The 24,421-nt window shown below is 45.2% G+C and carries 29 protein-coding genes, 1 tRNA gene and 1 pseudogene; 17 read left to right on the forward strand and 14 right to left on the reverse strand.

Features of this window, described 5'->3' with window-relative positions:
• Positions 1-28: 28 nt before the first annotated feature.
• A complete protein-coding gene (locus M1D59_RS06695) occupies positions 29-1,219 on the reverse strand; it encodes a DUF819 family protein (protein WP_146873581.1) in 1,191 nt (396 codons plus the stop codon).
• Between the two features lie 171 nt (positions 1,220-1,390).
• Here M1D59_RS06695 and M1D59_RS06700 point away from each other — a divergent pair, with 171 nt between their 5' ends.
• The 4 genes and pseudogenes from M1D59_RS06700 to M1D59_RS06715 all read left to right on the forward strand — a co-directional run.
• On the forward strand, positions 1,391-1,960 hold the full coding sequence (locus tag M1D59_RS06700; protein ID WP_101560726.1) for a MarR family winged helix-turn-helix transcriptional regulator: 570 nt from the start codon (positions 1,391-1,393) through the stop codon (positions 1,958-1,960).
• A complete protein-coding gene (locus M1D59_RS06705; RefSeq protein WP_003180743.1) occupies positions 1,950-2,234 on the forward strand; it encodes a hypothetical protein in 285 nt (94 codons plus the stop codon). The genes M1D59_RS06700 and M1D59_RS06705 overlap by 11 nt, the downstream gene beginning before the upstream one ends.
• Positions 2,235-2,410: 176 nt before the next feature.
• Positions 2,411-3,784 carry a serine hydrolase gene (locus tag M1D59_RS06710; protein WP_458117897.1) on the forward strand — a complete coding sequence of 458 codons (1,374 nt, stop codon included), beginning with the start codon at positions 2,411-2,413 and terminating at the stop codon, positions 3,782-3,784.
• A 95-nt stretch (positions 3,785-3,879) separates the two neighbouring features.
• Positions 3,880-4,311: pseudogene (locus M1D59_RS06715) on the forward strand (SMI1/KNR4 family protein); the annotation flags it as partial.
• Positions 4,312-4,400: 89 nt separating this feature from the next.
• Here the strand turns inward: M1D59_RS06715 and M1D59_RS06720 are convergent.
• The 3 genes from M1D59_RS06720 to M1D59_RS06730 form a co-directional block, all read right to left on the reverse strand.
• Entirely contained in the window at positions 4,401-5,351 is a 951-nt protein-coding gene (locus tag M1D59_RS06720) for a glycoside hydrolase family 43 protein (RefSeq protein WP_105979031.1), read from the reverse strand.
• A 619-nt stretch (positions 5,352-5,970) separates the two neighbouring features.
• A complete protein-coding gene (locus M1D59_RS06725; protein WP_033155145.1) occupies positions 5,971-6,054 on the reverse strand; it encodes a putative holin-like toxin in 84 nt (27 codons plus the stop codon).
• Positions 6,055-6,261: 207 nt separating this feature from the next.
• A tRNA-Val gene (locus tag M1D59_RS06730) sits at positions 6,262-6,334 on the reverse strand.
• A 173-nt stretch (positions 6,335-6,507) separates the two neighbouring features.
• Between M1D59_RS06730 and M1D59_RS06735 the strand changes: the two genes are divergently transcribed.
• Both M1D59_RS06735 and M1D59_RS06740 read left to right on the forward strand, forming a co-directional pair.
• Positions 6,508-6,687, forward strand: a complete 180-nt coding sequence (locus M1D59_RS06735) for a hypothetical protein (protein ID WP_011197793.1) — start codon at positions 6,508-6,510, stop codon at positions 6,685-6,687.
• 37 nt (positions 6,688-6,724) lie between these two features.
• On the forward strand, positions 6,725-7,303 hold the full coding sequence (locus M1D59_RS06740; protein WP_023856696.1) for a maltose acetyltransferase domain-containing protein: 579 nt from the start codon (positions 6,725-6,727) through the stop codon (positions 7,301-7,303).
• Positions 7,304-7,385: 82 nt separating this feature from the next.
• Here M1D59_RS06740 and M1D59_RS06745 read toward each other — a convergent pair whose 3' ends face one another.
• Positions 7,386-7,745, reverse strand: coding sequence for a hypothetical protein (locus M1D59_RS06745; RefSeq protein WP_023856697.1), 360 nt, complete (start codon positions 7,743-7,745; stop codon positions 7,386-7,388).
• A gap of 136 nt (positions 7,746-7,881) precedes the next feature.
• Complete coding sequence (locus M1D59_RS06750; RefSeq protein ID WP_020450991.1) at positions 7,882-8,772, reverse strand: LysR family transcriptional regulator; 891 nt, start codon at positions 8,770-8,772, stop codon at positions 7,882-7,884.
• Positions 8,773-9,089: 317 nt separating this feature from the next.
• On the opposite strand from M1D59_RS06750, the gene M1D59_RS06755 reads away from it, so the two are divergent.
• Both M1D59_RS06755 and cysI read left to right on the forward strand, forming a co-directional pair.
• Positions 9,090-10,919, forward strand: a complete 1,830-nt coding sequence (locus M1D59_RS06755; RefSeq protein ID WP_023856698.1) for an assimilatory sulfite reductase (NADPH) flavoprotein subunit — start codon at positions 9,090-9,092, stop codon at positions 10,917-10,919.
• Positions 10,920-10,946: 27 nt separating this feature from the next.
• A complete protein-coding gene (gene cysI, locus M1D59_RS06760) occupies positions 10,947-12,665 on the forward strand; it encodes an assimilatory sulfite reductase (NADPH) hemoprotein subunit (RefSeq protein ID WP_144498449.1) in 1,719 nt (572 codons plus the stop codon).
• 56 nt (positions 12,666-12,721) lie between these two features.
• On the opposite strand, the gene M1D59_RS06765 is transcribed toward cysI, so the two are convergent.
• Positions 12,722-13,609, reverse strand: a complete 888-nt coding sequence (locus tag M1D59_RS06765; protein WP_101560734.1) for a LysR family transcriptional regulator — start codon at positions 13,607-13,609, stop codon at positions 12,722-12,724.
• A gap of 91 nt (positions 13,610-13,700) precedes the next feature.
• Between M1D59_RS06765 and M1D59_RS06770 the strand changes: the two genes are divergently transcribed.
• Positions 13,701-14,573 carry a DMT family transporter gene (locus M1D59_RS06770; protein ID WP_023856700.1) on the forward strand — a complete coding sequence of 291 codons (873 nt, stop codon included), beginning with the start codon at positions 13,701-13,703 and terminating at the stop codon, positions 14,571-14,573.
• 48 nt (positions 14,574-14,621) lie between these two features.
• A complete protein-coding gene (locus tag M1D59_RS06775) occupies positions 14,622-14,999 on the forward strand; it encodes a VOC family protein (RefSeq protein WP_023856701.1) in 378 nt (125 codons plus the stop codon).
• Between the two features lie 44 nt (positions 15,000-15,043).
• On the opposite strand, the gene M1D59_RS06780 is transcribed toward M1D59_RS06775, so the two are convergent.
• Complete coding sequence (locus tag M1D59_RS06780; RefSeq protein WP_023856702.1) at positions 15,044-15,592, reverse strand: IseA DL-endopeptidase inhibitor family protein; 549 nt, start codon at positions 15,590-15,592, stop codon at positions 15,044-15,046.
• 450 nt (positions 15,593-16,042) lie between these two features.
• On the opposite strand from M1D59_RS06780, the gene M1D59_RS06785 reads away from it, so the two are divergent.
• Positions 16,043-16,783 carry a 3D domain-containing protein gene (locus M1D59_RS06785; RefSeq protein WP_025811608.1) on the forward strand — a complete coding sequence of 247 codons (741 nt, stop codon included), beginning with the start codon at positions 16,043-16,045 and terminating at the stop codon, positions 16,781-16,783.
• A 57-nt stretch (positions 16,784-16,840) separates the two neighbouring features.
• On the opposite strand, the gene M1D59_RS06790 is transcribed toward M1D59_RS06785, so the two are convergent.
• The 4 genes from M1D59_RS06790 to M1D59_RS06805 form a co-directional block, all read right to left on the reverse strand.
• Complete coding sequence (locus M1D59_RS06790; RefSeq protein WP_026579875.1) at positions 16,841-18,265, reverse strand: DHA2 family efflux MFS transporter permease subunit; 1,425 nt, start codon at positions 18,263-18,265, stop codon at positions 16,841-16,843.
• Positions 18,266-18,281: 16 nt separating this feature from the next.
• Positions 18,282-18,860, reverse strand: coding sequence for a TetR/AcrR family transcriptional regulator (locus tag M1D59_RS06795; RefSeq protein ID WP_026579874.1), 579 nt, complete (start codon positions 18,858-18,860; stop codon positions 18,282-18,284).
• A 110-nt stretch (positions 18,861-18,970) separates the two neighbouring features.
• Complete coding sequence (locus M1D59_RS06800) at positions 18,971-19,207, reverse strand: hypothetical protein (protein ID WP_020451001.1); 237 nt, start codon at positions 19,205-19,207, stop codon at positions 18,971-18,973.
• A 28-nt stretch (positions 19,208-19,235) separates the two neighbouring features.
• Positions 19,236-19,649: a regulatory YrvL family protein gene (locus tag M1D59_RS06805; RefSeq protein WP_023856707.1), complete on the reverse strand. Its 414-nt coding sequence runs from the start codon at positions 19,647-19,649 to the stop codon at positions 19,236-19,238.
• Positions 19,650-20,116: 467 nt separating this feature from the next.
• On the opposite strand from M1D59_RS06805, the gene M1D59_RS06810 reads away from it, so the two are divergent.
• A complete protein-coding gene (locus M1D59_RS06810) occupies positions 20,117-20,764 on the forward strand; it encodes a poly-gamma-glutamate hydrolase family protein (protein WP_020451003.1) in 648 nt (215 codons plus the stop codon).
• 12 nt (positions 20,765-20,776) lie between these two features.
• On the opposite strand, the gene M1D59_RS06815 is transcribed toward M1D59_RS06810, so the two are convergent.
• On the reverse strand, positions 20,777-21,391 hold the full coding sequence (locus tag M1D59_RS06815) for an ImmA/IrrE family metallo-endopeptidase (protein ID WP_458118043.1): 615 nt from the start codon (positions 21,389-21,391) through the stop codon (positions 20,777-20,779).
• A 230-nt stretch (positions 21,392-21,621) separates the two neighbouring features.
• Positions 21,622-21,975, reverse strand: coding sequence for an HTH-type transcriptional regulator Xre (xre, locus tag M1D59_RS06820; protein WP_020451005.1), 354 nt, complete (start codon positions 21,973-21,975; stop codon positions 21,622-21,624).
• A gap of 172 nt (positions 21,976-22,147) precedes the next feature.
• Here xre and M1D59_RS06825 point away from each other — a divergent pair, with 172 nt between their 5' ends.
• The 5 genes from M1D59_RS06825 to M1D59_RS06845 are packed head-to-tail and all read left to right on the forward strand — an operon-like array spanning position 22,148 to position 24,389.
• Positions 22,148-22,408, forward strand: coding sequence for a helix-turn-helix transcriptional regulator (locus M1D59_RS06825; RefSeq protein WP_026579871.1), 261 nt, complete (start codon positions 22,148-22,150; stop codon positions 22,406-22,408).
• Entirely contained in the window at positions 22,398-22,694 is a 297-nt protein-coding gene (locus M1D59_RS06830; protein WP_149169396.1) for a hypothetical protein, read from the forward strand. Before M1D59_RS06825 ends, M1D59_RS06830 begins: the two co-directional genes overlap by 11 nt.
• On the forward strand, positions 22,695-23,519 hold the full coding sequence (locus M1D59_RS06835; RefSeq protein ID WP_458117898.1) for a phage portal protein: 825 nt from the start codon (positions 22,695-22,697) through the stop codon (positions 23,517-23,519).
• Positions 23,419-24,219, forward strand: a complete 801-nt coding sequence (locus M1D59_RS06840) for an ATP-binding protein (RefSeq protein ID WP_149169398.1) — start codon at positions 23,419-23,421, stop codon at positions 24,217-24,219. The genes M1D59_RS06835 and M1D59_RS06840 overlap by 101 nt, the downstream gene beginning before the upstream one ends.
• Positions 24,219-24,389 carry a hypothetical protein gene (locus tag M1D59_RS06845; RefSeq protein ID WP_256163622.1) on the forward strand — a complete coding sequence of 57 codons (171 nt, stop codon included), beginning with the start codon at positions 24,219-24,221 and terminating at the stop codon, positions 24,387-24,389. Before M1D59_RS06840 ends, M1D59_RS06845 begins: the two co-directional genes overlap by 1 nt.
• Positions 24,390-24,421 lie beyond the last annotated feature (32 nt).

Here is a 24,421-nt window from a genome sequence, read left to right on the forward strand (position 1 = left end):
TTCAGGGAATCTGCGGCTTTTTTTGCGTTTAAACCAGGGTAGAAAACCATGTGCCCAAGAGGGTGCCGACATAATTGCCGATCAGATATCCGAACGTCCCGACCAGCATAACCGGAGCGACGAGGCTCTGCCAGCCTTTGGCGATCGCCATCGCCGCCGCTGTTGTCGGACCGCCGACAGATGCGTTGCAGGCCAAGAGAATTTCCTCGAGCCGAAAACGCAACAGCTTTCCTGCGGCAAGCGTTACGAGCAGGTTGGACATGGCAACCACAAACACAAATGCCAAAAGGAGCGGTGCGTTCATGAGAATGATCCGCAAGTCTGCCGGAATGCCGATCACCACAAAGAATAAGTAAATCAAATAAGTCCCGATTTCCTGTGTGCCGCGCAGCCGTTCAAAATAGCGGGGAAAGGCGATCGTCAGCAAAATTGTCAGCGTCGTCAGCAGCAGGAACTGGTCACCCAAGATAAAGGCAAGAAACTGAAACCCGCCGTCAGAAGAAAAACGCTCTTTGAAAAAGGCCGCTGTTTTTACAGACACAGCAACGATCGCGAAGGCGGTTCCGATGTTTAAAGCAATGTCCTGCAAGGACATCTCTTTTCTTTTCCAATAGGCTTCCGCCTGATTTTTACTGCCGGCCGTCTCTTCATGAACGCCAAAGCGCCTTTGAAACCATTTAAGCGCCGGTATCCCCATTAAAATGAAAAAAAGAAGAGCCATCATAAAATTATCCGCAACCACCGTCGATGATACATATTCACCGGGAGTTGAGAACTTCGCGGCCATCGCCGCAAAATTCACGCCTCCGCCGATATAAGAGGCACTGATCATCCCGCCGATTTGGTCAAGGTGCGGAATCTGCTGCTTAAACAGAAAAAAAGCAATCACGCTTCCGGCAGCAGTGCCCAGGGCGCTGATGCAAAAGATCATCAAAAGCCTGCCGCTTTCTTTCAGGATCTTCCGCACATTGATTTGAAAAAGCAGCAAAGGTATCGCAAGCGGAACAACATAGGACCACACCGCATCATAGACGGGGGACTCGGCCGGTAGAATCCCCGCATTCGTAAACAGCATCGATCCGCCCAGCGCCAGTACAGCCCCCGATACTGCCGCAGCCCAGCGATACCGCTGCTCCAAATAAATACTCACCGCCGCCCACACCGCAATAAACCCCCAAAGCATCCATGCATCATCCGCTGAAATGAGTGAAGAATTCATTATATTCCCCCTATTCTCATCCTATATTTTTAATTATCAGATAATTAAATAGTGTAAAACGGAATGTCCAATTGATCAATCACGAAAAAATAGTCACCATGTTGACAAAATTAACGAGAAATAGTATTGTATATTAGTCAGCATGTTGACTATATTCAAAGGAGAGAACAAATGGATACCAACAGCTTAATCAACGAATTACATTTGATGCAGCAAAGCTATGCGACATTGTTTTCGGTTGTCAATAAGGTGCAAACCCGAGGTGACGAATACATGGAAATATTAACTTCGAGGCAACACATGGCACTCATCGCCATCGCGCATTTGCCGACTGAAACTGCCACGCTTACGAATATCTCCAAAAAGCTTGGCACAACCAAACAGACCGCCAACAAGCTGATGACAGGTCTGATCAAAAAAGGTTATGTTAAATCAGTGCCAAATCAAAAAGACAAACGCTCTATTAATATTGAAATGACCGCTGAAGGAAAGAAAGTGCTGGTGGATTGTTCCGAAAGGTCCGTCTATTTCTTGGCTGACTTGTTTCAGCAGTTTACTGCCGAAGAGGTTGCGACATTTTGGCGGCTGCTGCAAAAGCTTTACCGTTTTGACGGTGAAGAACAAGACGGTTTTGAGGAGAATGCAAACATTCAGCTTGGCGTAGGAAATTCATTAGATACAGAAAAGATTCTCGGAGAATTTGAGAAACGCCGCTACGGAGGAGAAAATGATGAAAAATAATCTTTATGTAAAAGCAACAACTTTTAAAATCAAAGGAAAGGAGAAGCTCTATCATGCAAAAGATAAATTCCTGCAGACAAAGGAAACCATTCGCCGCGGCACAAAATTAGACAGGACAGGACCCTTTTTCTCAAGCTGCATTGCTCTGATCATCATTGGTTATTCCTGGGGGACAAAGGCGGAATGGCTCGTCTGGTTAGGGGCGGCAAGTCTTTTGAGCAACGTTTTATTGCTGTTTGCAACATTTTTTCGCCGAAATCAAAAATCGATTTGACATTCGTTTGCGCAGGATCTAGTGGCTCGCATCGTAGATCAATGAATGACTTGCGAAAAGGATGTTGAAACTTATTAGAATTGTAGACTAGCGATTTCAAAGACAAGAAGCATTCTTGTCTTTTTTTGTTGAAACCTCTTATTTCCATATGCGTATAAAGAAAGGGAGGTGGAAAAGTGAAACAGAAAAAAAGAGAACAACTTGTTAACCTGTTTAGTGTGTTAAATGAAAAAAAGCAGATCAACGCGGCGGTATTAGTCGCTGAAGACGGAGACATTCTTTTTCAAGGCGCCTTCGGTTATGCAAACTTGGCAGATAAGCGTTTATTGCAGGAGGATTCCTTATTTGAATTAGCATCGCTATCCAAGCCGTTCACTGCTTTGGGCATCCTTCAATTAGCACAGCAAGGGGTATTGAATATTGAGGATCCCGTAGAACGGTGGATAACCGGATTTCCTTATCAGGGCATAACGATTCACGATTTGTTGACACATACGTCGGGTCTGCCCGATTATATGGAGTGGTTTTTACAACATTGGGATCATAACAAGATTGCTGTTAATCAAGATATCGTTGATATGCTGATGAATCATCAGCCGCAACGCTATTTTGCCCCGGGTGAAGGTTGGCTGTACAGCAATACGGGATATGTGCTGCTTGCGGTTATCATTGAAAAGGCATCCGGTCTGAGTTTTGCCGAATATATGAAAAAAAATATCTTTGAACCGGTGGAAATGCGGAACTCAAGGGTGTATAACAGAAGGCTTCAACCTGAAACCATTGAGAACTATGCGTATGGATATGTGTATGACGTGCATACAGAACAGTACGTTCTGCCTGATGACCTTGAAGAAACAAAATATGTCTGCTATCTTGACGGGATTCAGGGGGACGGAACCGTAAACTCAACCATTCATGACTTATATTTGTTTGACCAGGCCTTATATACAGATTGTTTGATCAATCAAGTCTCAAAAGAGCTTGCTTTTACTCCCGCGTCTCTGAAAAACGGAGAGTCTGTAGATTACGGGTGTGGATGGGTGCTTCGGGACAGTCCTGAAACAGGGCGAATTGTCGGTCACAGCGGCGGCTGGCCAGGCTATTCAACCGTAATGATCCGATATATCGATCAACGAAAAACCTTCATTTATTTGAGCAATGTGGAACAGGATGATGAATATGAACAGGCCATCTTTGAAGCCGTTGAAAATATCCTGTTTGACAAGGCCTACAAAATCCCTGATCGCCCTGCCGATAAAAAGAAAAAAGAGATCGATCCGGCCATTTACAAAAGATATGTCGGAAGTTATTCACTTCAGGATGGCACCGCCGCTGATGTGACAGTTGATAAAGAACGGCTTTATATGCAAATCACCGGACAGATCCGTTTTGAATTATTTCCAGCCTCGGAAACGCGCTTTTTCCTCAGGTCATTGTCTGTTGAAGTGGAATTTATTTTGGAGGATGGTGTGGTCACCCGCTTGATTATTTATCAAAATGGCGCAGAGGAAGAAGCGGTGCGGATTGTGAAATCAAACAGCAAGGTATGAACGTTGTTTGTCAGGAAGAAAATTAATCGTTCGAGGTTGTGGGGATATCAGCCTGGCTGAATTTCTGAGGCTATTTATAAGGAGGTTTCATGAGGCTGTACAAATTTAATTTTATAAAAAATAGTCATCATGAGTTTTATGAGCTAAAAGAAAACGATCTAATAAAAGCGGAAGATAGACTTGGTTTCCGATTTCCTAAAGAACTCAGAGAATTTTATTTAGAAATTGGGTACGGGTTTATAAGAGGGAATAAAAGTGCAATAAACAGATTTTTAGATCCCGCTACTATCGCAGATATCACTTTAAGGGAAGATATTTACGAATTTGCCCCTGATTTAGATGATATATATGAAGATGAAGACAGGCTTGTTTTTTATGAGGTAAATGAAGGTGTATATTTAACGCTTGATTTAAATGATACCGATAAGTCATCGGTATTCTTTTTTGATAAAAAAATAGCTGACTCTATAGAGGGATTTATCAAAAAAGTTGATCAAAATGATCGATACTTTGAAGATATGGAAAATCAAACATTTTTTGGATGGAGTTCTTGCAAAGCTGGACTGCTAAAACAACAGAAAAAACCGAGCAGAAAAATATCTGCTCGGTTTAAAAACTAATACCTCGGCCATCCTTTGGAATCCCAGTATAAATCATTAATCAGCAGCTTAGGCGCTCCATTGTCAAGCGCATCATAACCATGTCTGACGATGATGTTGCCGTTCACGATATCTGCGCCGCCTGGGCCCTTCCACTGGTTGTTTCCGGAGTCGAGGATTGTGCCTCCGCCTTCCGTCATTTTCTTGCCGCTTTTGTCATAGTAAGGTCCCGTGATTTTTGTCGAGCGGCCGTAAGCGATTTTATACGTGCTGTTCACACCTTGACAGCATTTATCGAACGAAACGAATAAATAATAGTAGCCGTTTTTATATGTGATAGACGGCGCTTCAACCGCTCCGCCATGGCTCGGCCTTGATGCGATCGAATAAACCTTCCCTGTAGGTTTCATCGTTTTTTTATCAAGCTTTGTCAGCTTGATGCCGCTCCAAAACGAGCCGAAGGACAGCCACGGATTTCCTTCTTTATCAATGACTAACTCAGGGTCGATCGCATTATAATTGTTCGAGGTCGTCGTCCGGGTGACAAGCCCGTCGTCGCGCCAATTTCCGGAAGAGATCCGGTCTGTTGAAGCCAGTCCGATCGCCGAAGTATTGGAGCCGAACGCGGATACCGCATAATAAAGCCAATAGCGACCATTGTAATAGCTGATATCAGGCGCCCATTGGTTTTTTTCATGGTTTGGCACGAACTTTTTCCACCATGATAATGGAGTTGTAAAAATACTTGGAGCTGGGCTCCACGTTTTTCCGTCTGTCGATTTGATGACGCGGATTCCATTGCCGATACCAGTACCGAATGTATACCATGTATTTCCTTCTTTAATCATGGAAGGATCATGAATAACGTTGTCTCCTTTTGTATCCCAAAAAGCCGCTGATGTTGGCTCAGCTCCCGAAAAAATAAGCAGAAAAAATAAAATGAAACCAGAAATAATCGTCTTAGCCACAGTTGTTCTCCTTTCAAATCTCGATATCCTTTAACAATCGGTCCTCCCTTTGAGAAATATTTCCCAACAACACGAACTTTATTTTAGCAGGGGTTCGGTCTCTCTCAATCAGACAAAGGACTTGTTTTGTAGTCCTGAAATAAAGTGGAAAACCCAGAAAATATCCATATTTAAAAAACAATCAAACAAAAGTCATTTTTTCGTCTGAATGTTAAAGAGTTGGAGGTGATTAATTCGACTTATTTTGGATTATTTTGGATGTTGTGAATTATGAAAAAATAATGTGGTTGTTCAAAAGCGTTGGAAGAAGAAGCACGGTTTACCCTCGAATATTTTCATTTATCCCGAGAGGTGAATGACACTATTAGTTGATTTAGTGGGTTGAAATTGGTAATATGAATTTGATGATAGACTGTCAAAATCATAAAAAGACCACAGGTGCGTCATCAACGTATCGCTCAAACGTTCAGGTGTATTTTTTTAAAAGAAATGCATAAAATAAAAAAGACCCGACTGCGCCAACAGTCGAGTCGAGTGTACAAAGCGGCCCAACAAGGGCTTGGCTCAGTCATTTTAAATATAGACTTCCCTTTGAACTTTACCAGGGCTCAAGGGAAGTCTATTTTTCTTTCTTCGACAACACGGCAATTAACATGCCGAAAGCAATCATTAACGAGATTGTTTCGTATGCTGTCATAAGCATCACCCCCTTTCATAGGGGATGAGCCAACTTCCCTTGAGTGAGCCCGAACTTTGTACAAAGAATATTTTACCATAACTCTTTCAAATAGAGGCTGTTTTTTGTGGAATGAAGACAGAGTGTCGAGAGGTGGGAATTGAAAAAAATCAAACGCAAAAACGGCAGGAACTCCGTTGAAAATCAACGTTTTCCTGCCGTTTCGATTCGGTATGATTCCGACTGGGCTCGAACCAGCGACCTCTACCCTGTCAAGGTAGCGCTCTCCCAGCTGAGCTACGGAATCATGATATGTAACACTGGGTATTTGTTTTGCTGACAAGTTCTATTATATGCAGATTAGATGGGTTCGTCAACAGTTTTTTGATTTTTTTTTGAGAACTGGGAAAGAGTCTTGCAGTACGCCGCGCATTATGAAAATATTGTCTTATATAGAAGTCAAAAGGGAGCAGGAATTGGATGGATCTGATACTTAAAAGTGTTGATAGTATTTTAATCGTATTTTTAGCAATCTTTTTTATGTGGAAATTCGTTTATGAAATTAAACATGAGAAGCGGAAGGCTGTTATCTTGCTTTTGCTGCTCATCAATGTCTACTTTATTGTAAAAGTGTTCAATCTCGTGTTGCAATTGATGTAGCCAATATCAAAATGCAGTTAAGGAGACTAAAAAACCAATGAAAACAGAAAAGCAAAAAATGCTGGACGGAGAGCTTTATCTTGCTTCTGATCCGGTGCTGTGCCATGACAGACTCAAGGCGCGCAACATTACGAATGAATTCAACCATTCGAACGAAATCGACGACAATAAAAGGACCAAGCTGATCAAAGAGCTGTTTGGTTCAACAGGGGAAACGCTCCACATCGAACCGGTGTTTCGCTGTGATTACGGTTTTAATATACATGTCGGGGAAAATTTCTTCGCCAATTTTGACTGTGTTTTCCTCGATGTATGCGAAATCCGGATAGGCGATCATTGTATGCTCGGACCGGGCGTTCATATTTATACGGCGACCCATCCGCTTGATCCGTTCGAAAGGATAAGCGGTGCGGAGTACGGGATACCTGTCATCATCGGACGTAACGTCTGGATTGGCGGCAGAGCGGTCATCAATCCCGGCGTCAAGGTCGGCGACAATGCAGTGATAGCTTCCGGAGCCGTCGTGACAAAAGATGTCCCGGACAATGCCATCGTCGGCGGAAATCCGGCAAAGATCATCAAATACGTTGATAGCAAAAACACCAATTCTATGTGATTGGTGTTTTTATATAGACGCGGTGAATGTTGGAGCTGATCAAACATCCGCGGGAAGCAGATTTCTCCCGCGGATTTAAGTGTTATCGGGTGACCGTAATATTGTTGATGACCAGCTGTCCCAATGAATTGAGATACGAAAATGTCGCTTTGCCTGGGCTGACGGCTTTTACGTACACGCGGTCCGAGGTGACGCTGACGGTAATGGCGCTGCCGCTGTAGGACACGTTTGAAATGCCGACGTATTGATCTTCCTGTCCGACTTTCATCGGCCTGTTGATGACGATCGCCTGAGGGGCGAAGATTCCTTGTGCAGATGCGTGAGAAGAGAGACTTTCAGTTTTAGAGAGTTCCTGGGCTTGTACATGCATGGGACTTCCCGAAACAGCAAGCATACCTGCCAGTAATGATGAAGCAACTAAACTTTTACTTAACCACTTCATAACCATCATCTCTTTTCCTATGTGATAGTTCCAGGATATGGCATCTCCAGCCGGCAGTCAATCGTTTCCAGTGATGATTCACACATTGGACAAACGAAAACAAACATTTCGTGAAGCGGGCAGGAAGAACGGATCATCATTCCGAAGCTGTTCTTTGGTTTAAAGCGTTAATAAAGGTTTTTACATTTTTTTTGTCTTGCATGACGGGTGAATATATATATGAAAGCGTCCTGGTAAAGGTTTGATTTTTCAGCCGGATCACGGAAAGGTTTCCATGCTGCACGTCTCTTTCAATGACGCTTTCAGACAGGAGTGACAGGCCGATGCCTGTCATGAGCGTTTCTTTGATCCCCTGGTTGCTGCTGATCGTCAGAAACGACTTGACTTTCAAACCGTTTGAACGGATGACATGGTTTAAGTATTCGCGTGTACCTGAGCCGACTTCGCGTGTTACCCATGTTTGATTTTGCAGATCGGCCATTGTCACGTCCTGTTTGGCGGCAAGCGGGTGATTACTTGAAGCGGTGATAAACAATTCGTCCTGCATAAAGGCGTGGACAGAAAGCTCTTTTTCATTTGTCTGGCCTTCGATCAAGCCGATGTCCACTTTGTACAGGCGGACGGACTGCACGATTTCTTCCGTGTTTCCAATGACCGCCTTGAGTTCGAGCTCAGGATATTCTTTTTGAAGGTCGAACAAGAGCGATGGCAAAATGTATTCGCCGATTGTGAAGCTCGCACCGATTTTCAGCTCGCCTTTGATCGAGTTGTGGTGATCGAGAATGTCCTGCCGCGTTTGTTCATATATGGTGATCATTTGTTTGGCGCGGTCGTATAAAATTTCACCGGTCGGCGTGATTTTCAAATATTTCGGAGAGCGTTCAAATAATTTCGTCTGGAACTCTTTTTCAAGATTTTTAATGTGCATGCTCACGCTCGGCTGTGACATGAGAAGAAGCTCGGCCGTTTTTGTGAAATTTTTGACTTCTGCAAGGGTAACGAATGTCTTCAGCGCATCATAATGCACACGAATCTCTCCTTTATTAAAAATTTTAATAGCTGTGATAATTAATATATATTTTACTAATGTTGAGTATTCCAGTAAACTTTAAATTAGAATCTTTTTTAGGAATGTTTGGTTTGAAGCAGGCTGACGCCGAGCGGCAAAGGGGACGTGGTGAGTGAGCGCTTACAATATTTCTTTGCAGCAAAGCCGTGATCGACAGATGTTTTGCGTCAATAAAACCGATTTGATTTATAGGAATAGTGGATATATGATGAATGTAATCCTTTTCCGTTTCAAACAAGTCATAATTTTTTTATTCCTTAGTGAGGTGGATATCGTTGCAACTTCAGGTAATGAACAGTCCTTTTAACCAGGAGCAGGCAGAGCTCCTCAACCGCCTTCTGCCAACTTTGACGGCATCACAAAAAGCCTGGCTGAGCGGTTATCTGGCGGCTGTGCAAACCGCCGATGCCGCGGCGGCGCTTGAAACATTGCCGGCGGAAGCTCCGGCTGCAAGTCCGGCCCAGCCTGTTTCCAAAGAAGTGACCATTTTATTCGGGTCGCAGACAGGAAATGCACAGGGACTTGCTGAAAACGCGGCTAAGACGCTTACAGAACGGGGCTTTCAAGTCACCGTCTCTGCAATGAGCGATTTTAAGCCGAACCAATTGAAAAAATTAAAAAACCTTCTCATCGTCGTCAGCACGCACGGAGAAGGGGATCCGCCGGACAACGCGCTGTCATTCCATGAATTTCTCCATGGCAGACGGGCTCCGAAGCTCGATGATTTCCGTTATTCTGTGCTGGCTCTTGGCGACACGTCGTATGAATTTTTCTGCCAGACCGGAAAAGAGTTTGATCAGCGGCTTGGTGAGCTGGGGGGCACAAGGCTCCATCCGCGCGTCGATTGCGATCTCGATTATGATGAACCGGCTGCAGCATGGCTTGAGGGTGTCATCTCAAGCTTAAACGAAGGACAGGAACAGGGCGCAAGCTCAGCACCTGCTCAAACGGCAGCACCGCAAGCAGCAGGAGGAGAAACGGTATATTCGAGAAAAAATCCGTTCAGAGCGGAAGTGCTGGAAAATTTGAATTTAAACGGCCGCGGATCAAATAAAGAAACGCGCCACCTTGAATTATCGCTCGAAGGCTCAGGCCTGACTTACGAACCTGGCGATGCGCTCGGCATTTTTCCGGAAAATGACCCGGAACTCGTCGACATGCTGCTGGCCGAGCTGAAATGGGATCCGAATGCTACCGTCACGGTTGATCAAGGGGAAAACCTTTCCCTGAAAGAAGCGTTGACTTCTTACTATGAAATTACGGTGCTGACAAAAAAATTTATTCAGCAGGCGGCAGAACTCATTGCAAATGAAAAGCTGCGCGAGCTTGCCGCTCAGGAAAACGCGGATCAATTAAAAGCATATATCGCAGGCCGCGACCTGATTGATTTCGTTCAGGATTTCGGTCCGATCGCAGCAGCTCCGCAGGATTTTGTTTCGATTCTTCGAAAAATTCCGCCGCGTCTTTATTCGATCGCATCAAGCTTCGCTGCAAATCCGGATGAGGTGCATTTGACGATCGGCGCTGTCCGCTACAATACGCACGGCAGAGACCGAAAAGGGGTCTGCTCGGTTTTATGTGCTGAACGCCTTCAGCCTGGCGACACGCTGCCTGTTTTTATTCAGCCGAATAAAAACTTTAAGCTGCCGGAAAATCCGGAGGCTCCGATTATCATGGTCGGTCCGGGCACAGGTGTTGCGCCGTTTAGGTCATTTATGCAGGAGCGCGAAGAAACCGGAGCACCGGGGAAATCGTGGATGTTCTTCGGCGACCAGCACTTCGTCACCGATTTCTTATATCAGACAGAATGGCAAAAGTGGCTGAGTGACGGCGTGCTGACAAAAATGGATGTCGCGTTCTCGCGGGATACGGAAGAAAAAGTATATGTACAGCACCGCATGCTTGAGCACAGCAAAGAACTGTTTGAGTGGCTTGAAGAAGGAGCGGCTTTCTACGTTTGCGGCGACAAGAACAACATGGCCAAAGATGTTCAGAACGCATTGCTTGAAATTATCGAAAAAGAAGGCGGCAAAAGCCGCGAGGAAGCTGAAGCCTATCTGGCAGAAATGAAAAAGCAAAAACGTTATCAGCGCGATGTATACTGATTTTGATTGAAAGGGGACTTTTTCAACATGGGGAACGAAATATTAAAAGCGCCTGAAGGCCCGCCGAGTGATGTAGAACGCATTAAGAAAGAAAGCAACTATTTGCGCGGCACCCTGAAGGAATCGATGCTTGAGCCGCTTTCAGCCGGAATTTCCGATGACGACAACCGTCTGATGAAGCATCATGGCAGCTATTTGCAGGATGACCGCGATCTCCGCAATGAGCGTCAAAAGCAAAAGCTTGAGCCGGCGTATCAGTTCATGCTGCGCGTCCGGATGCCGGGCGGTGTCGCAACGCCTGAGCAGTGGCTTGTCATGGATGAGCTTGCCCGGAAATACGGAAATGGCACATTGAAGCTGACAACCCGGGAAACCTTCCAAATGCACGGCATTTTAAAATGGAACATGAAAAAAACGATTCAATCGATCCATTCAGCCATGCTGGATACGATTGCAGCATGCGGGGATGTTAACCGGAACGTCATGTGCGCTTCCAATCCGTATCAATCAGAAATCCACAGAGAAGTGTATGAATGGTCGAAAAAGCTGAGTGATGACCTCCTGCCGCGCACACGTGCGTATCATGAAATCTGGCTTGATGAAGAAAAAGTGGCCGGCACGCCTGATGCGGAAGAAGTCGAACCGATGTACGGACCGCTGTATCTGCCGCGGAAATTCAAAATCGGCATCGCCGTTCCGCCGTCAAATGATATCGACGTATTTTCCCAGGATCTTGGGTTTATCGCGATTGTGGAGGATGACAAACTCATCGGCTTCAACGTCGCGATCGGCGGCGGTATGGGCATGACCCATGGAGACAAAGCAACGTATCCGCAGCTTGCCAAAGTCATTGGCTTCTGTAAGCCTGATCAGTTATATGATGTCGCCGAAAAAACGATTACGATTCAGCGGGACTACGGAAACCGCTCGGTTCGCAAAAATGCCCGCTTCAAGTACACAATTGACCGCCTCGGCTTGGAAACGGTCAAAAACGAGCTGGAAAACCGCCTCGACTGGAGCCTCGCTGAAGCAAAGCCGTATCATTTCGAGCATAACGGCGACCGCTACGGCTGGGTAAAGGGTGTAAACGGAAGATGGCACTTTACAATGTTTGTTGAGGGCGGCCGCGTCACTGATTATGATGATTACAAGCTGATGACCGGCTTAAGGGAGATCGCCAAAGTTCATACCGGCGATATCCGCCTCACAGCCAATCAAAACTTGATCATTGCCAATGTCACAAGCCAAAAGAAGAAAAAGATCAGCGAACTGATCGAACAGTTTGGTTTGACTGACGGCAGGCATTATACAGCGCTCCGCCGCAGCTCGATCGCATGCGTCGCACTGCCGACGTGCGGATTGGCGATGGCCGAAGCGGAACGATATTTGCCAAAGCTGATTGACAAAATTGATGAAATCATTGAAGAAACCGGCTTGAAGAATGAAGAGATTACCATCCGCATGACGGGATGCCCGAACGGCTGCGCCCGCCATGCGCTCGGCGAAATCGGCTTCATCGGAAAAGCCCCTGGCAAGTACAACATGTACCTCGGCGCCGCTTTTGACGGCAGCCGTCTGAGCAAAATGTACCGGGAAAACATCGGTGAAGAAGAAATATTAAAAGAACTTCGCGACATTCTTCCGCGCTATGCGAAAGAACGCAATGAAGGAGAACATTTCGGAGATTTCGTCATCCGCGCCGGAATTGTTAAAGAAACGACGGACGGAACGAATTTCCATGATTGATGAGCATTTTTTAAAAAACGCCTCAGCCCTTTGATCGGTGCTGAGGCGTTTTCTGTTTACGAAAATGATCGAACCGTTTCCGACTCGATGATCATTTTCATAAACTCGGCAGCCGCCGGTGTTGCTTCTTCAAATGAGGGTGTAATCATGCCGACCTCGCGGATAATTTGAGGAGAGATGTCTTTTTTGATCAACCGATGGGATACGGAGGAAAGCGAAAAGTTAGAAATCAAGCCGATCCCCAAGTTGTTATTGACCATATTGACCAATGTTTCCGCGTTTTGCACAGTCAGATTTTCTTTTAATTCGAGGCGGTGTTTTTGAAAGATTTGAGATACCGCGACTTCGTGCCCGCCCTTGCAAAAGATCAATTCATTTTGATGTTTTTTCAGATCAATGAAAGGTGCGTCTTTTAAGTGATGATATTGCTCAGGGATGACGGCCGCCATCCGGTCTTGAAACAATACTTGACTTTCGAAACCGTCAAAGGGAGAGGCGACGATGCCTAAATCAACCAGGCGTGTTTCGACCCATTGCTTGATTTGGTCGGAGGTTCCTTCGACCAGCTCGATTTGTACGAGCGGATACTTTGACTTGAAGGAGGCGATAGCCTGCGGCAAAATATTCGCTGAGACGGCGGGGAACGAGCCAACTTTGACTTTCCCCCTGAGCAGATGATTTTCTTGATCGGCCACTTGGTATATTTTGTTTTCAATCACAATCATCTGTCTGGCCAGTACGGCGATTTCCTTTCCCGCGTCAGTAAGCTTTAACTTGTTCTGTTTATCCCGAATCAACAATTTGACCCCGAGCGACGTTTCCATGGTTTTTATGGCTTTGCTCACGGCCGGCTGTGAAATATACAGCTCGTTGGCGGCTTCTGTCATATTTAGTGTCTCCGCGACTTTCACAAAGATGTGAAGGCTGTTCATGTTCATAACCAAATGGTTATACCTCCGATAATAAAAATGTATTTCAGTTATCATCCAATATAGCATATGCTGTACATGAAACAAAGAAGAAAGGTGACGGTTTATGTTTAAAGTACTGTTGGGGATCATCTCTGTAACGCTTATTTGGGGGTATACCTGGGTGACGATGAAAATCGCAATCACTGACATTCCCCCTGTTTTATTTTCGGCACTGCGGCTGTTCATTGGAGCCGTTCCTTTGTTTGTAATTCTCTTGATCAAAGGAAGGAAGCGTTCAATAGGAAAGGAGAATATCAAGCATTATCTGGTGATGAGTTTATTGATGGGTTTAGGTTATATGGGGGTGTTAACTTACGGCATGCAGTTTGTCGATTCGGGAAAAACGTCTGTATTGGTGTATACCATGCCGATTTTTGTCACTGTCATCAGTCATTTTAAATTAAACGAGAAAATCAATGTGTATAAAATGCTCGGTTTATTTTCCGGGTTGATCGGTCTTTTGTTTATATTAGGAGGAGGGATTCTGCATGTTGATCAAAATGTCATATTTGGAGAGCTTTGTGTTTTAATCGCAGCGCTCAGCTGGGGCATCGCCAATGTATACAGCAAACTGAAATTTAAAGATACAGATATGATTCATATGAATGCATGGCAGCTTCTAACAGGGGCGGTGATGTTACTGATCTTCTCTTTTATACTGGAACCGTCCCGGCCGATTCACTGGTCAAATGAAGCGATCTTATCTCTTTTATTTAACGGTTTATTCTCTACGGCTTTGACGTTCGTCATTTGGTTTTGGATCCTGAATCAAATCGAAGCGTCAAAAGCATCGATGGCTTTAATGTTTGTTCCCGTATTAGGCCTTTTATTCGGCTGGCTGCAGCTGCATGAACCGGTCACAATCAGCATCCTGATCGGCGCCTTCATGATCTGCATCGGGATTTTTATGAATACTTATCAATTTAAAAAGGTGTAAAAAAAGGCAGAGGGTCTATATGGTATGATGAAATGGGAGGGAGATTTTATGAAAATCGAACACATCGCTATATGGACGAACAATTTAGAGGAAATGAAAGACTTTTATACCCGGTTTTTTCACGGAAAGGCGAATGAAAAATACGTCAATCCGAAAAAGCATTTCGAATCCTATTTCATTCAGTTTGAATCGGGAACACGGCTTGAGCTGATGAGACGTCCCGACCTTGCAAAAGGAGAGGAAAACGCTTCCGGCTATGCACATATGGCGTTTTCCTTAGGGTCGCGGCAAGAGGTTGACGAGATGACGAGCCGCTTTGAAAAGGAAGGATACCAGGTTGCCGGAAAGCCGCGCGTCACGGGTGACGGGTATTATGAAAGCGTCATCCTGGATCCTGACGGCAACATCGTTGAGCTGACCGTTTGACGGAAAAAAGCTAATGTCCGTTTTTAGACATTAGCTTTTTTCGTTTAGATGGCAGCATCGAGCTGATTGATTTTCCATTTGTTGTCTTCTTTCACAAACGTGATCTTTCTTTTCGCAGTCACCGATCCATCCAATGCCGGTACGGAAAATTCATAGGTGCGGGTATTGTTTTTTTGAGAAATCAGTTTGATTGTTGCTTTGTCCCATCCTAAGAGGTTGTCCCCATCGCCGACAGGAACGGCCATTTTTCCTTTATAAGACATAATGTTGTATTTTTCAAATCCTTTTTTAATGGCGTCTTTTGTGAAAACCGGTGCCAAGTAATCTGTTAACTTTGCTTTTGTGCTGAATTCACTGCACATATACGTATATGGAAGACCGCGGTATTCAAATGTTTTGGTTTGGCAAGTTGAGTTTTTCGCTTTTGGATTGTGGCCGCTCATCGTATTCCAAAAGTGCTCCCGTGCCTGCAAAGTCATTTGCATGACTTGTTTATTTGTTAAATTCCCTGATGTTTGGTTTTTCGCTGCGAGAGATGCTCCGGCAGGTAAGATGAGTAAAACAGCTAATAAACAAACGATTAACTTTTTCATGTTCCTCTCTCCTTAAATATATCTCTTATGTTACAAATGTTACAATAATTACAGATGGATTACAAGAGATTTGCGAGAAAAATTTTCCTCCGCTGTTTTCTAATATATGACGACATAAAAGCGACTGGGGTTATATGTTTAGGAAAATAATTTACGTCTATTGATTCGTTTTCCCGAATTTCTCTTCTCATAAACACAAAAGCTTCATGTTGAAAAAACATCTTATACTGAAAAAGAATTCCAGCTTGAACCAGCGTCAAGAGCAGGAAAGAGGACGTCTGAAACATAAAGGAATCATGTTGTTGAAAATCAGAATTTTACATAAAATCAAACTTTATCAGTAAAAAAACTGTAACGAAATTCGCATCAATCTGTCATAGCGGTGACATTTTGCTGTGTTACGATTTTCCCTGTTAGTTTCAAAAGGGCTAACAAGGGAGGATTTAACTTATGAAGAAGACAATCATGTCCTTGGCTGCAGCCGCAGCTATGTCGGCGACTGCATTCGGAGCGACTGCCTCAGCAAAAGAAATCGAAGTTCAAAAAGGAGACACGCTCTGGGGGATTTCTCAAAACTACGGAATGAACCTCAAGGACTTAAAAAAATGGAATCAGCTTTCATCAGATCTGATTTTACCGGGTCAAAAGCTGAACATTTCTTCTCAAGAAGAAAAATCTGAAGAAAAGCAGTACACCGTTCAGCTAGGGGACACGCTCTCAAAAATCGCAAAAGAGTTCGGTGTAACTGTAAGCGATCTTCAAAAACGGAACAATCTGAAGTCGGACCTGATTATTGCAGGGCAAACGATTGCGATAAATGGAGAAGCAGGAGAGGCTGCTGCTGCAGCGCCTGTGAAACAAGAGTCCGCGCAAAAACAAAACGATCAGCCTGTCAACGTGCAAAAGGAAATCACAGTGACAGCAACTGCGTATACGGCAAATGACGGGGGCATTTCAGGCATCACAAAAACGGGAGTCGACCTGAATGCGAACCGTGATGCAAAAGTCATCGCGGTTGATCCAAGCGTGATTCCGCTCGGTACGAAAGTATATGTGGAAGGCTACGGCGAAGCGACGGCTGAAGACACCGGAGGCGCCATTAAAGGCCATAAAATAGACGTATTTATTCCAGATAAAAAAGACGCTTTCAATTGGGGCGTCAAAACCGTAAAGGTCAAAATTTTAAACTAATATCAAAAAATGCAGGAGGCGCTTCATGCCTCCTGCATTTTTTTGATGGATCGATGTTTATGCTGGATGATGTTCCCCGCGACTGCTTTTCACAAAAACCGAAATCACAAGAGCAGCTGCTGCAAAGACGATGGCTACGAAATAAACCATATGAACGCCTTCTGTCATACCTTGCATGTGCAGCTCCTGACGGCTGGCTCCTGAAGAATGCGCGATAAAGCGATTCGAAACGGTCGTCAGAATTGTCGTGTACAATGCCGGACCGATGGCCCCTGACACTTGATTGACCGTATTCATAATCGCCGAGCCATGCGGGTACAGCGGTTTGGGCACCTGGTTTAAACCGAGCGTCATGATCGGAGCCATCGTTAACCCGACGCCGAGTGTGAAGCCGGCGTACAGCATCATTCCCGCCGCCATCGGCGTATCGCTTGAAATATTCGTAAACAGCGAAAGGACGGCAATCACAATGATCAACCCGGTGATCAACAGCGGTTTAAAGCCAAGCTTATCAAACAGGCGTCCTGCAACAAGAGATGTCATCGCCAGGACAAGGCCGCCCGGCAGCATAAGAATGCCTGTATAAAGCGGTGACAGCTCAAGCGCCATCTGGAAGTAAAGCGGCAAAATCAGCATCATCGAAAACTGCAGCATCATCACGATCCACATCAGGATAACCGAGACGGAAAATATTTTTGACTGAAACGGCCTCATATCAAGCATCGGCACTTTCAATTTGAGCTGGCGCATGACGAACAATATTAATCCGATGACACCGGCTGCCAGTCCGATGATCACTTTCGGACTGCTCCAGCCTGCAGCTTCCCCGGCGTTGCTGAAGCCGAAAACGATTCCGCCAAACCCGACAGTCGATAAAAGAATAGATAATATGTCAATTTTCGGATACGTCAGTTCGGTTACATTTTTCAGGCGGAACGCCGCATAAAAAATCATGAAAACCGATACTGGCAGCATCATGAAGAAAACAACGCGCCATGAATAATGCTCGACAATATAGCCTGAGATGACCGGACCGATCGCCGGGGCAAATAAAATAACGAGCGTTAGGATTCCGGTCATCGTTCCGCGTTTTTGCGGCGGAATCAAAGTCAATATCACATTCATCACAAGCGGCAGTATCAAACCTGTACCTGAGCCTTGGATGATCCGTCCGGCGAGAACGAGCGGGAAGACCGGAGCGATTCCGGCCAGAAAGGTTCCCGCCGTAAATAATGTCATCGCAGACAGAAACAACTGCCTTGTCGTAAAGCGCTGCATTAAAAACGCAGTAATCGGCACGGCGATGCCGATCATGAGCATATATCCGGTTGACAGCCACTGGGCCGTATTCGCTGAAATGCCGAAATCGTCGATGATCTTCGGCAAAGCCACATTCATGACCGTCTCATTAATCAGAGCGAGAAAATTTCCGACGATTAAAATGGCGATAATCATGAAGGAGCCTTTTTTAGCATGTTCCATTTGCATTTCCCACCCTTTATGATCGTTTTAGTAAAAAAGGAATTTGTTCGGCGGCTGCACTGAGGGGCCGACCGTTTTTTTTCGTCACTGAGAGCACATACGCACCCTCAATCATCGCCTGTATCGCGACGCTCAGCGTCTCGGCCGTTTCCGGCGCGTAGCCTGACTGGAGCAGTTTATCCTGATAGACAAGCTGCCAGTCTTGATAAACCTGTTCACAAGTTTGGCGGAGCCTTTCGCTGAACGACCACGTTTCTGCGGCGACGGATACGATTGGAATATCATCGTTTTCTTCCATGATGTATTCCTCGATTCCGTCAGCCATCATCTGGATATAAGATTGAAACGCCTTGACAGGATCAGCTTCTCGGCTGATCGCTGACAATATATACGCTTTGATTCTTTCCCCGGTTAATTGAATCGCCTCTTGCGCCAGTTCTTCTTTGCCGCCGGGAAAATAATAATAAAGCGATCCCCGCGGCGCTCCGCTTTCGGCTGTGATTTGGCTCAGACCTGTGGCATGGTAGCCTTGTTTGCGGAACAATCGTGAAGCCGCCCGCAATATTTTATCGCGGCTGCTCATTTTTTCTGCCATCCTATCATTCCCTTATGATTTTATACTGATCGGTCTATATAATTTTAACAAAAAAAAAGACCTTTTTTGAAGGCCTATTTTAGAAAAAGGACGATTTGTCCATATTCGGTTCACCGGGAATCCGCTGAAGGCTTCAGAAAGCCGGCAAGCAGCGGCGCCACAGCGATCACTGCCAAGATCGACAAAAGGCTGTCAGATATGAGGTGAACAAAAGTGGAATTGATGGTATAGAGTGCGAGCACCGTTAAATAAACGGCCAAAAAAACGTAGCCGAAGATTTTCTTGCGGAACGGTTTTTTGAGTTGAATAAAAAGAAACAATCCGGCCATTAAAATGATAAACGTCACAGTTCTATTCTCCCTTCGCGAATGTTTCTCAATCCTCGTATGTCCGGTTTCTTTCTTTGTTGTCTTCAAATGCCAGCTGAATGACGAATAAAAACAGACAGGCGATGATTTCCACATCCAGCGGGATGGTGATGCTGTCCATCAATTCATCAGCGAGATGGATGGCAAGCCACGTAAAAAAACATTCGATCATAAAGGTCACAGCTTTATGACCGATCATAAAGCTCAAAATCTTTTCCGGGATTTCAAACAGCGCGCCGAGGCCAAAGGATAAAAGGATATACCAGAAGAGCGACCAGGGCGATTCGTATGTCACGCCGAAAATCGCGAAAAAACCGGCGACGCCGAAATAATAAGACCCGAATAAGAGCGTAAACACAGTGAGGATCAACAGAAAGATCAGAGTCACTGCGAGCATGGTACCGAGAGTTTTTTTAATCATTAAACATTCATTCCTAATCATGCAGTGTATATTCATGATATCAGAAAAATATCCGGTTGTGAGTTATTAATGAGATTTTGGGGTTAAAGTTTGTGTGGAAGGGGGGAGTGGAGAGAGCGTTCTGAAAAATTCCTTATGGGTTTTTCGAGACCTAATTAATTACCATATATCATATTTGGAGCGTTTTCATTAGGGCTGCAAAGAGGATAGGATCCCAAATGAAAAAGGCTGTCAGCCGGCAACCTTACTTTGTTAATCATATTTCGTATTTGCTTGTTCTAAAACCGACGTGTTTACTAGAAGAATTATTTTCGTGCCTTAGGTGATTTTCGATTTTGGTTCAATTGCTTTAATCTTTTAAATCTCATAAAGAGATTTTTATTTTCCTAGAGGGAACATATTTACAACCGCTGCGACTCCCGGTACACTACATAAAAACAGGACAGGCAGGTGCAAAAAATCAAGAGATGAAGCAGGCTTTAACTGACCAATACGGCAGCTTTACAGAGATGGCAGAAAATGAAATAGAAGGAACCGATTATTCGGTGGCTGCGCGGGATGCAGGGAGCGCACTGCTTGTGATGGCTCCCCACGGGGGCGGGATCGAACCGGGCATCAGTGAAATTGTCAGGGCTTTTGCAGCGGGTTCTTCGGTTTATTTATTGGAAGGATTGAAAAGGCGCGGCAATAAGAGTCTTCATGTGACAAGCGCCCATTTTGACTGCCCGCTTGCCGTGCGAATGGCTGCAGGACATCGATACATACTGGCGTTCCACGGATATGACGAGCCTTTCCGCCGGCATACGCTCATCGGGGGGACAGATCGAAGGCGCGCCTTGTTGTTTGCGGAGACATTGGAGAAGCACGGATTTTCTGCGGAGCTGGCGGCTGAAAGGGGATATCTTTCAGGTACAAACCCTGCAAGCATCAACAATCGCTGCCAAACAGGGTTAAGCGTGCAATTTGAAATCAGCACTGCCCAGCGGAAGGCGATGTTTGAGCAATTCACATTAAAGGGCAGGCGAACGTCTCAAAATGAGGTGTTTTCCCGCTATGTCAAAGCTTTGAAGGCAGGAGCCCGCATCGCATATGGGCCGAGTGCAGCCGGGAGCTGAGCCGGCTGTTTTTTATTTTCTCAGCATATACGCCGGCCGGCTTTCTGCCGCGACCATTTTGCCGACGCCGTTTGCCGTTGTGTACGGGCGGCGGGTTTCCCGGCGGTAGCGTGCAAGTTCGTCTTCTTCTTTAAAGCGAGCAGCATTCGCTGATTCGCTCTCTTGGGAAAGGCTCGCCATCCATGCCTCATGAAACTGGATCCCGGCTTGCCGTTTTTCAAAGAGCTCGATCCGTTTGACAGCGAACGATTCCGTGACTTTAAAGAGGTCGGCGATCATTTTAGCGGCTTGGCATCGCAGCTGGGGAAAATCCATTTTTAAAAGCATAAAAGTAGGGACGCAAAAATGGTACATAAATTGATTGGCCTGGAATTCCTGCAGCTCCCTGAACATCTGATTCATATAAAGCTGGTTTCCCGCGTGCTTTAATACGTGGCATAACTCATGGGCAAAATCCTCCCACTGCTTTTCCTTTGAAAGGCTGCTGTTGAGAATGATGCTGTACATGCCGTCATGCTTAATCATCATGCTGTTGACATTTTCATAGTGAATCCAAATGTTAAAATGAGCGGCTATGCGATTCATATCAATGTGGTGGGGTTCAAAAAAACCAAACTTTTGATACATATTTTTGACGTATTCTTCTAGGTGAGATAAGTAAAACTTCAATACGAGACACCCTTTCGAACAAATGTTCTGTTTTTAGCGGGAAAGAAAAGCCCGTCAAAGGGGCTGTCATGTTTTCATGCAGATCTATCATATACGATGAGCAGCTTCTTTAGCAAATCTTTCCCTTTTTTATCGTCTTAACTATTAAATCGGCGCTCACCAGGTAACGTTTAATAGAAATTCCTTTTTTATCCGTTTTGTTTATCTCCGGGCTTTCGTTTTTTCTCTTTTTCTTTTAAGTATTGAATGAACTCGATGGCCTGCTGTCTGCTTTCGGGGGAAAATTCCTGCATGTCTCGGTATGCAATTTGCAGATCCGGATCTGCGATTTCGTCTTCAATCGTTTTTTTCTTTTCCGTTCCTGTCAACAGATAGTCAATCGTCACTTTATAGTAATCGGCGAGTTTTTTTAATGTTTCATAGTCCGGCTCGCTTCTTCCGTTTTCGTAATGGGAGTAGCGGGCCCGCGATACACCGATCTGCTTTGCAACTTCTTCCTGTGTCCGTTTTCCTCTCAGGCTCTTCAGTCTGCCGCCTAACATAGAATGACCTCTCTTCCTCAATTCGGCATGTTTATCTCTATTATAGATACAAAATGTATCGAAATAAACATATGATAAAAAAAGTATCAAAAAAGTATTGATGATAAGAAGTGTATCATATATAATCAAATCATCAGATACGTATTGTATCAAAAACAGGGAGTGAGAACATGTGCGAAAACGGTTGATCGAAGAGCGTTGTAAGAGGGGATGGACCCAAAAGCAAGTGTCGGAAAGGCTTGGACTCTCCGAGGTTTATGTTCGCAAAATCGAAAGGGGAACACGCAATCCCGGCAGAGAAACGATGCTGAAATTCGAAACGCTTTACTCAGTGCCTGATCGATTGCTGTTTCCCGATCTTTTTCAGGTCTGTTTGGATACATATTGTATCAATGGAACTCTGTATGAAAGAAGGCGATGTCATGAATCTTGAACATCCGATGGTCACACACATTCGAACGCACGGCTATCCAAAGGAAGCCGACAGAGAGCAAATGCGAAGACATGGCGGACCCGCCGGATATCCACAAGGAGGCAGTATGGGTAAAATTGTGATTTCCTACAGCTCAGACCGTTTTGATCAATGGCGGCTCGGCGAAGCCGGAGGATTCATCGCTTTTACGAAAGACGGCAAGCCTGTATTCCAATTCGATTGTAAAGGCCAATACGAACGGTATCTCAGACTGAACCGCAGAAGGCACAAGGAAGGGGGAAGATGAATGTCCCGTCCGCTTGATCAAAGCTATCCCTTTTCCGTTTACTCAGGGATTTTAACACCTGTGCACTACGAGAAAATAGGCCATGCCATTTGGCTGTTTTTATGGTGCATCAGTTCAACAACTAAGGAAATCGAACGCGATGGGATGACATGGGGCATCGTGCTCGGCAACAAACCGCTGAAAGCCGCAGAAATGGCTCTTCAATTCGGCGTCAACGAAAAAACGGTTAGAAGATGGCTCGCTCTTCTCGAACGAAACGGCTACATTGCAGTCACAAGAGCGCCTTACGGAATGATTTTGTCAGTCAGACATTCAAAGAAATTTGCCTATGGCAGCCATGTCCGGTCAGGCAGTTCTGTTCGGACAGAAGAGACTGGCCGTGCGGACATCCTTGTCCAATCCAATAAAGATATCACACAAATCAACACAAAACATAATATGACTTCCATAAAAACAATAGCAGACCGATTTGCCGCCCTTAGGTCTTTGCAGGAAGGAAAGCCTGTCCATCCCTCGTCAAAAGACTACAAGGCCATCGCCCGGATTGTCGCCCGCGGAGTGTCTCTTCCGCAAACAATCAAATGGCTTGAACAATGCTTTGAAGAGTATGAGGCGCGGCGCCGAAGCCGCAATGAAACGATCAAGGTCTTCAGCTACTGTGAAAAATATATAATCGGCCGGCTGGCTGAAGCGGAAGAGAAAATAACTGTCAGGAGGGAGAACAATGTCCAAAAGAACAATCGAAGAGATCATGGACGAACTGAGAAACAGGAGCTGTCTATCACAGGGGGACAAACCGGAAGAATCCGCCGCAAAACAGTATGACTGTCCGAAATGCAAAGATGAACTCGGATTTATCGAACGGCGCGGAACGATGGAAGTATGGGTATCATGCGCCTGCCGCGAATGGCGGAAAGCGCAAAAGCTGTTGAAATCGAGCGAAATCACCGAACAATTTAAAAACTTAAATTTTGCTCAGTTCAAGACGAAAGGAAAACACCAATCTGTAAAAGAGGCGTATGAATGCGCCGTTGAATATGTACAAGCTTACCGGGACATCCGGGAAAGCCGCAAAAACAGCATCGCGTTCTTGGGACGACCCGGTTCAGGGAAGACGCATTTGCTGACGGCCGCCGCCAATGAGCTGATGAGGAAGCATTTCGTACCCGTCCTTTATTTTCCTTTTGTCGAAGGATTCAACGATTTAAAACAGGATTTCTCATTGCTTGAGGATAAGCTGAACCGGATGAAGCGAGTCGAGGTGCTGTTTCTCGATGACCTGTTTAAACCGGTGGGAGGCAGGCCGCGGGCGACGGAATGGCAGATCGAACAGACATATGCTGTCGTCAATTACAGGTATTTGAACCATAAGCCGATCATGCTGTCCAGCGAGCTAAGCGTTGAAGAAATTGTCAGCATAGACGAAGCGCTCGGAACGAGGCTGGTTGAAATGTGCCAGGACTTTCTCGTCGTCCTGAACGGGAGCTCTTTCGGCATCAATCATAGACTGGAGGGGATGGTTTGATGTGCCCGCTATGTAACGGGAGAAAATCAGTCCACCAGGACGCAAGGATCGGAACGATGTTCTGCGCTTGTCCAAACTGCCGCTCTGAAAGCGGCGATTTGACGGATGTGATCAAACATCTGGAAGTGCTGATTGCAAAAATGAAAACAAGGGTGAAACAAGGTGCTTAAATGTTTAAAAGCGATGATTCTCATCATCTGGA

It is taken from the genome of Bacillus sp. PK6-026 (assembly GCF_054161455.1).

What these genes read in the sequence shown, in the direction of transcription:
- M1D59_RS06815 (WP_458118043.1), bottom strand. Translation starts at nt 21,391, where the DNA reads ATGTATCAAAAGTTTGGTTTTTTTGAACCCCACCACATTGATATGAAT.
- M1D59_RS06775 (WP_023856701.1), top strand. Translation starts at nt 14,622, where the DNA reads ATGAAAATCGAACACATCGCTATATGGACGAACAATTTAGAGGAAATG.
- M1D59_RS06795 (WP_026579874.1), bottom strand. Translation starts at nt 18,860, where the DNA reads ATGGCAGAAAAAATGAGCAGCCGCGATAAAATATTGCGGGCGGCTTCA.
- xre (WP_020451005.1), bottom strand. Translation starts at nt 21,975, where the DNA reads ATGTTAGGCGGCAGACTGAAGAGCCTGAGAGGAAAACGGACACAGGAA.
- cysI (WP_144498449.1), top strand. Translation starts at nt 10,947, where the DNA reads ATGGGGAACGAAATATTAAAAGCGCCTGAAGGCCCGCCGAGTGATGTA.
- M1D59_RS06785 (WP_025811608.1), top strand. Translation starts at nt 16,043, where the DNA reads ATGAAGAAGACAATCATGTCCTTGGCTGCAGCCGCAGCTATGTCGGCG.
- M1D59_RS06790 (WP_026579875.1), bottom strand. Translation starts at nt 18,265, where the DNA reads ATGGAACATGCTAAAAAAGGCTCCTTCATGATTATCGCCATTTTAATC.
- M1D59_RS06770 (WP_023856700.1), top strand. Translation starts at nt 13,701, where the DNA reads ATGTTTAAAGTACTGTTGGGGATCATCTCTGTAACGCTTATTTGGGGG.
- M1D59_RS06780 (WP_023856702.1), bottom strand. Translation starts at nt 15,592, where the DNA reads ATGAAAAAGTTAATCGTTTGTTTATTAGCTGTTTTACTCATCTTACCT.
- M1D59_RS06740 (WP_023856696.1), top strand. Translation starts at nt 6,725, where the DNA reads ATGAAAACAGAAAAGCAAAAAATGCTGGACGGAGAGCTTTATCTTGCT.
- M1D59_RS06805 (WP_023856707.1), bottom strand. Translation starts at nt 19,649, where the DNA reads ATGATTAAAAAAACTCTCGGTACCATGCTCGCAGTGACTCTGATCTTT.
- M1D59_RS06835 (WP_458117898.1), top strand. Translation starts at nt 22,695, where the DNA reads ATGTCCCGTCCGCTTGATCAAAGCTATCCCTTTTCCGTTTACTCAGGG.
- M1D59_RS06810 (WP_020451003.1), top strand. Translation starts at nt 20,117, where the DNA reads ATGAAGCAGGCTTTAACTGACCAATACGGCAGCTTTACAGAGATGGCA.
- M1D59_RS06735 (WP_011197793.1), top strand. Translation starts at nt 6,508, where the DNA reads ATGGATCTGATACTTAAAAGTGTTGATAGTATTTTAATCGTATTTTTA.
- M1D59_RS06695 (WP_146873581.1), bottom strand. Translation starts at nt 1,219, where the DNA reads ATGAATTCTTCACTCATTTCAGCGGATGATGCATGGATGCTTTGGGGG.
- M1D59_RS06705 (WP_003180743.1), top strand. Translation starts at nt 1,950, where the DNA reads ATGAAAAATAATCTTTATGTAAAAGCAACAACTTTTAAAATCAAAGGA.
- M1D59_RS06700 (WP_101560726.1), top strand. Translation starts at nt 1,391, where the DNA reads ATGGATACCAACAGCTTAATCAACGAATTACATTTGATGCAGCAAAGC.
- M1D59_RS06745 (WP_023856697.1), bottom strand. Translation starts at nt 7,745, where the DNA reads ATGAAGTGGTTAAGTAAAAGTTTAGTTGCTTCATCATTACTGGCAGGT.
- M1D59_RS06830 (WP_149169396.1), top strand. Translation starts at nt 22,398, where the DNA reads ATGAATCTTGAACATCCGATGGTCACACACATTCGAACGCACGGCTAT.
- M1D59_RS06840 (WP_149169398.1), top strand. Translation starts at nt 23,419, where the DNA reads ATGTCCAAAAGAACAATCGAAGAGATCATGGACGAACTGAGAAACAGG.
- M1D59_RS06725 (WP_033155145.1), bottom strand. Translation starts at nt 6,054, where the DNA reads ATGCTTATGACAGCATACGAAACAATCTCGTTAATGATTGCTTTCGGC.
- M1D59_RS06845 (WP_256163622.1), top strand. Translation starts at nt 24,219, where the DNA reads ATGTGCCCGCTATGTAACGGGAGAAAATCAGTCCACCAGGACGCAAGG.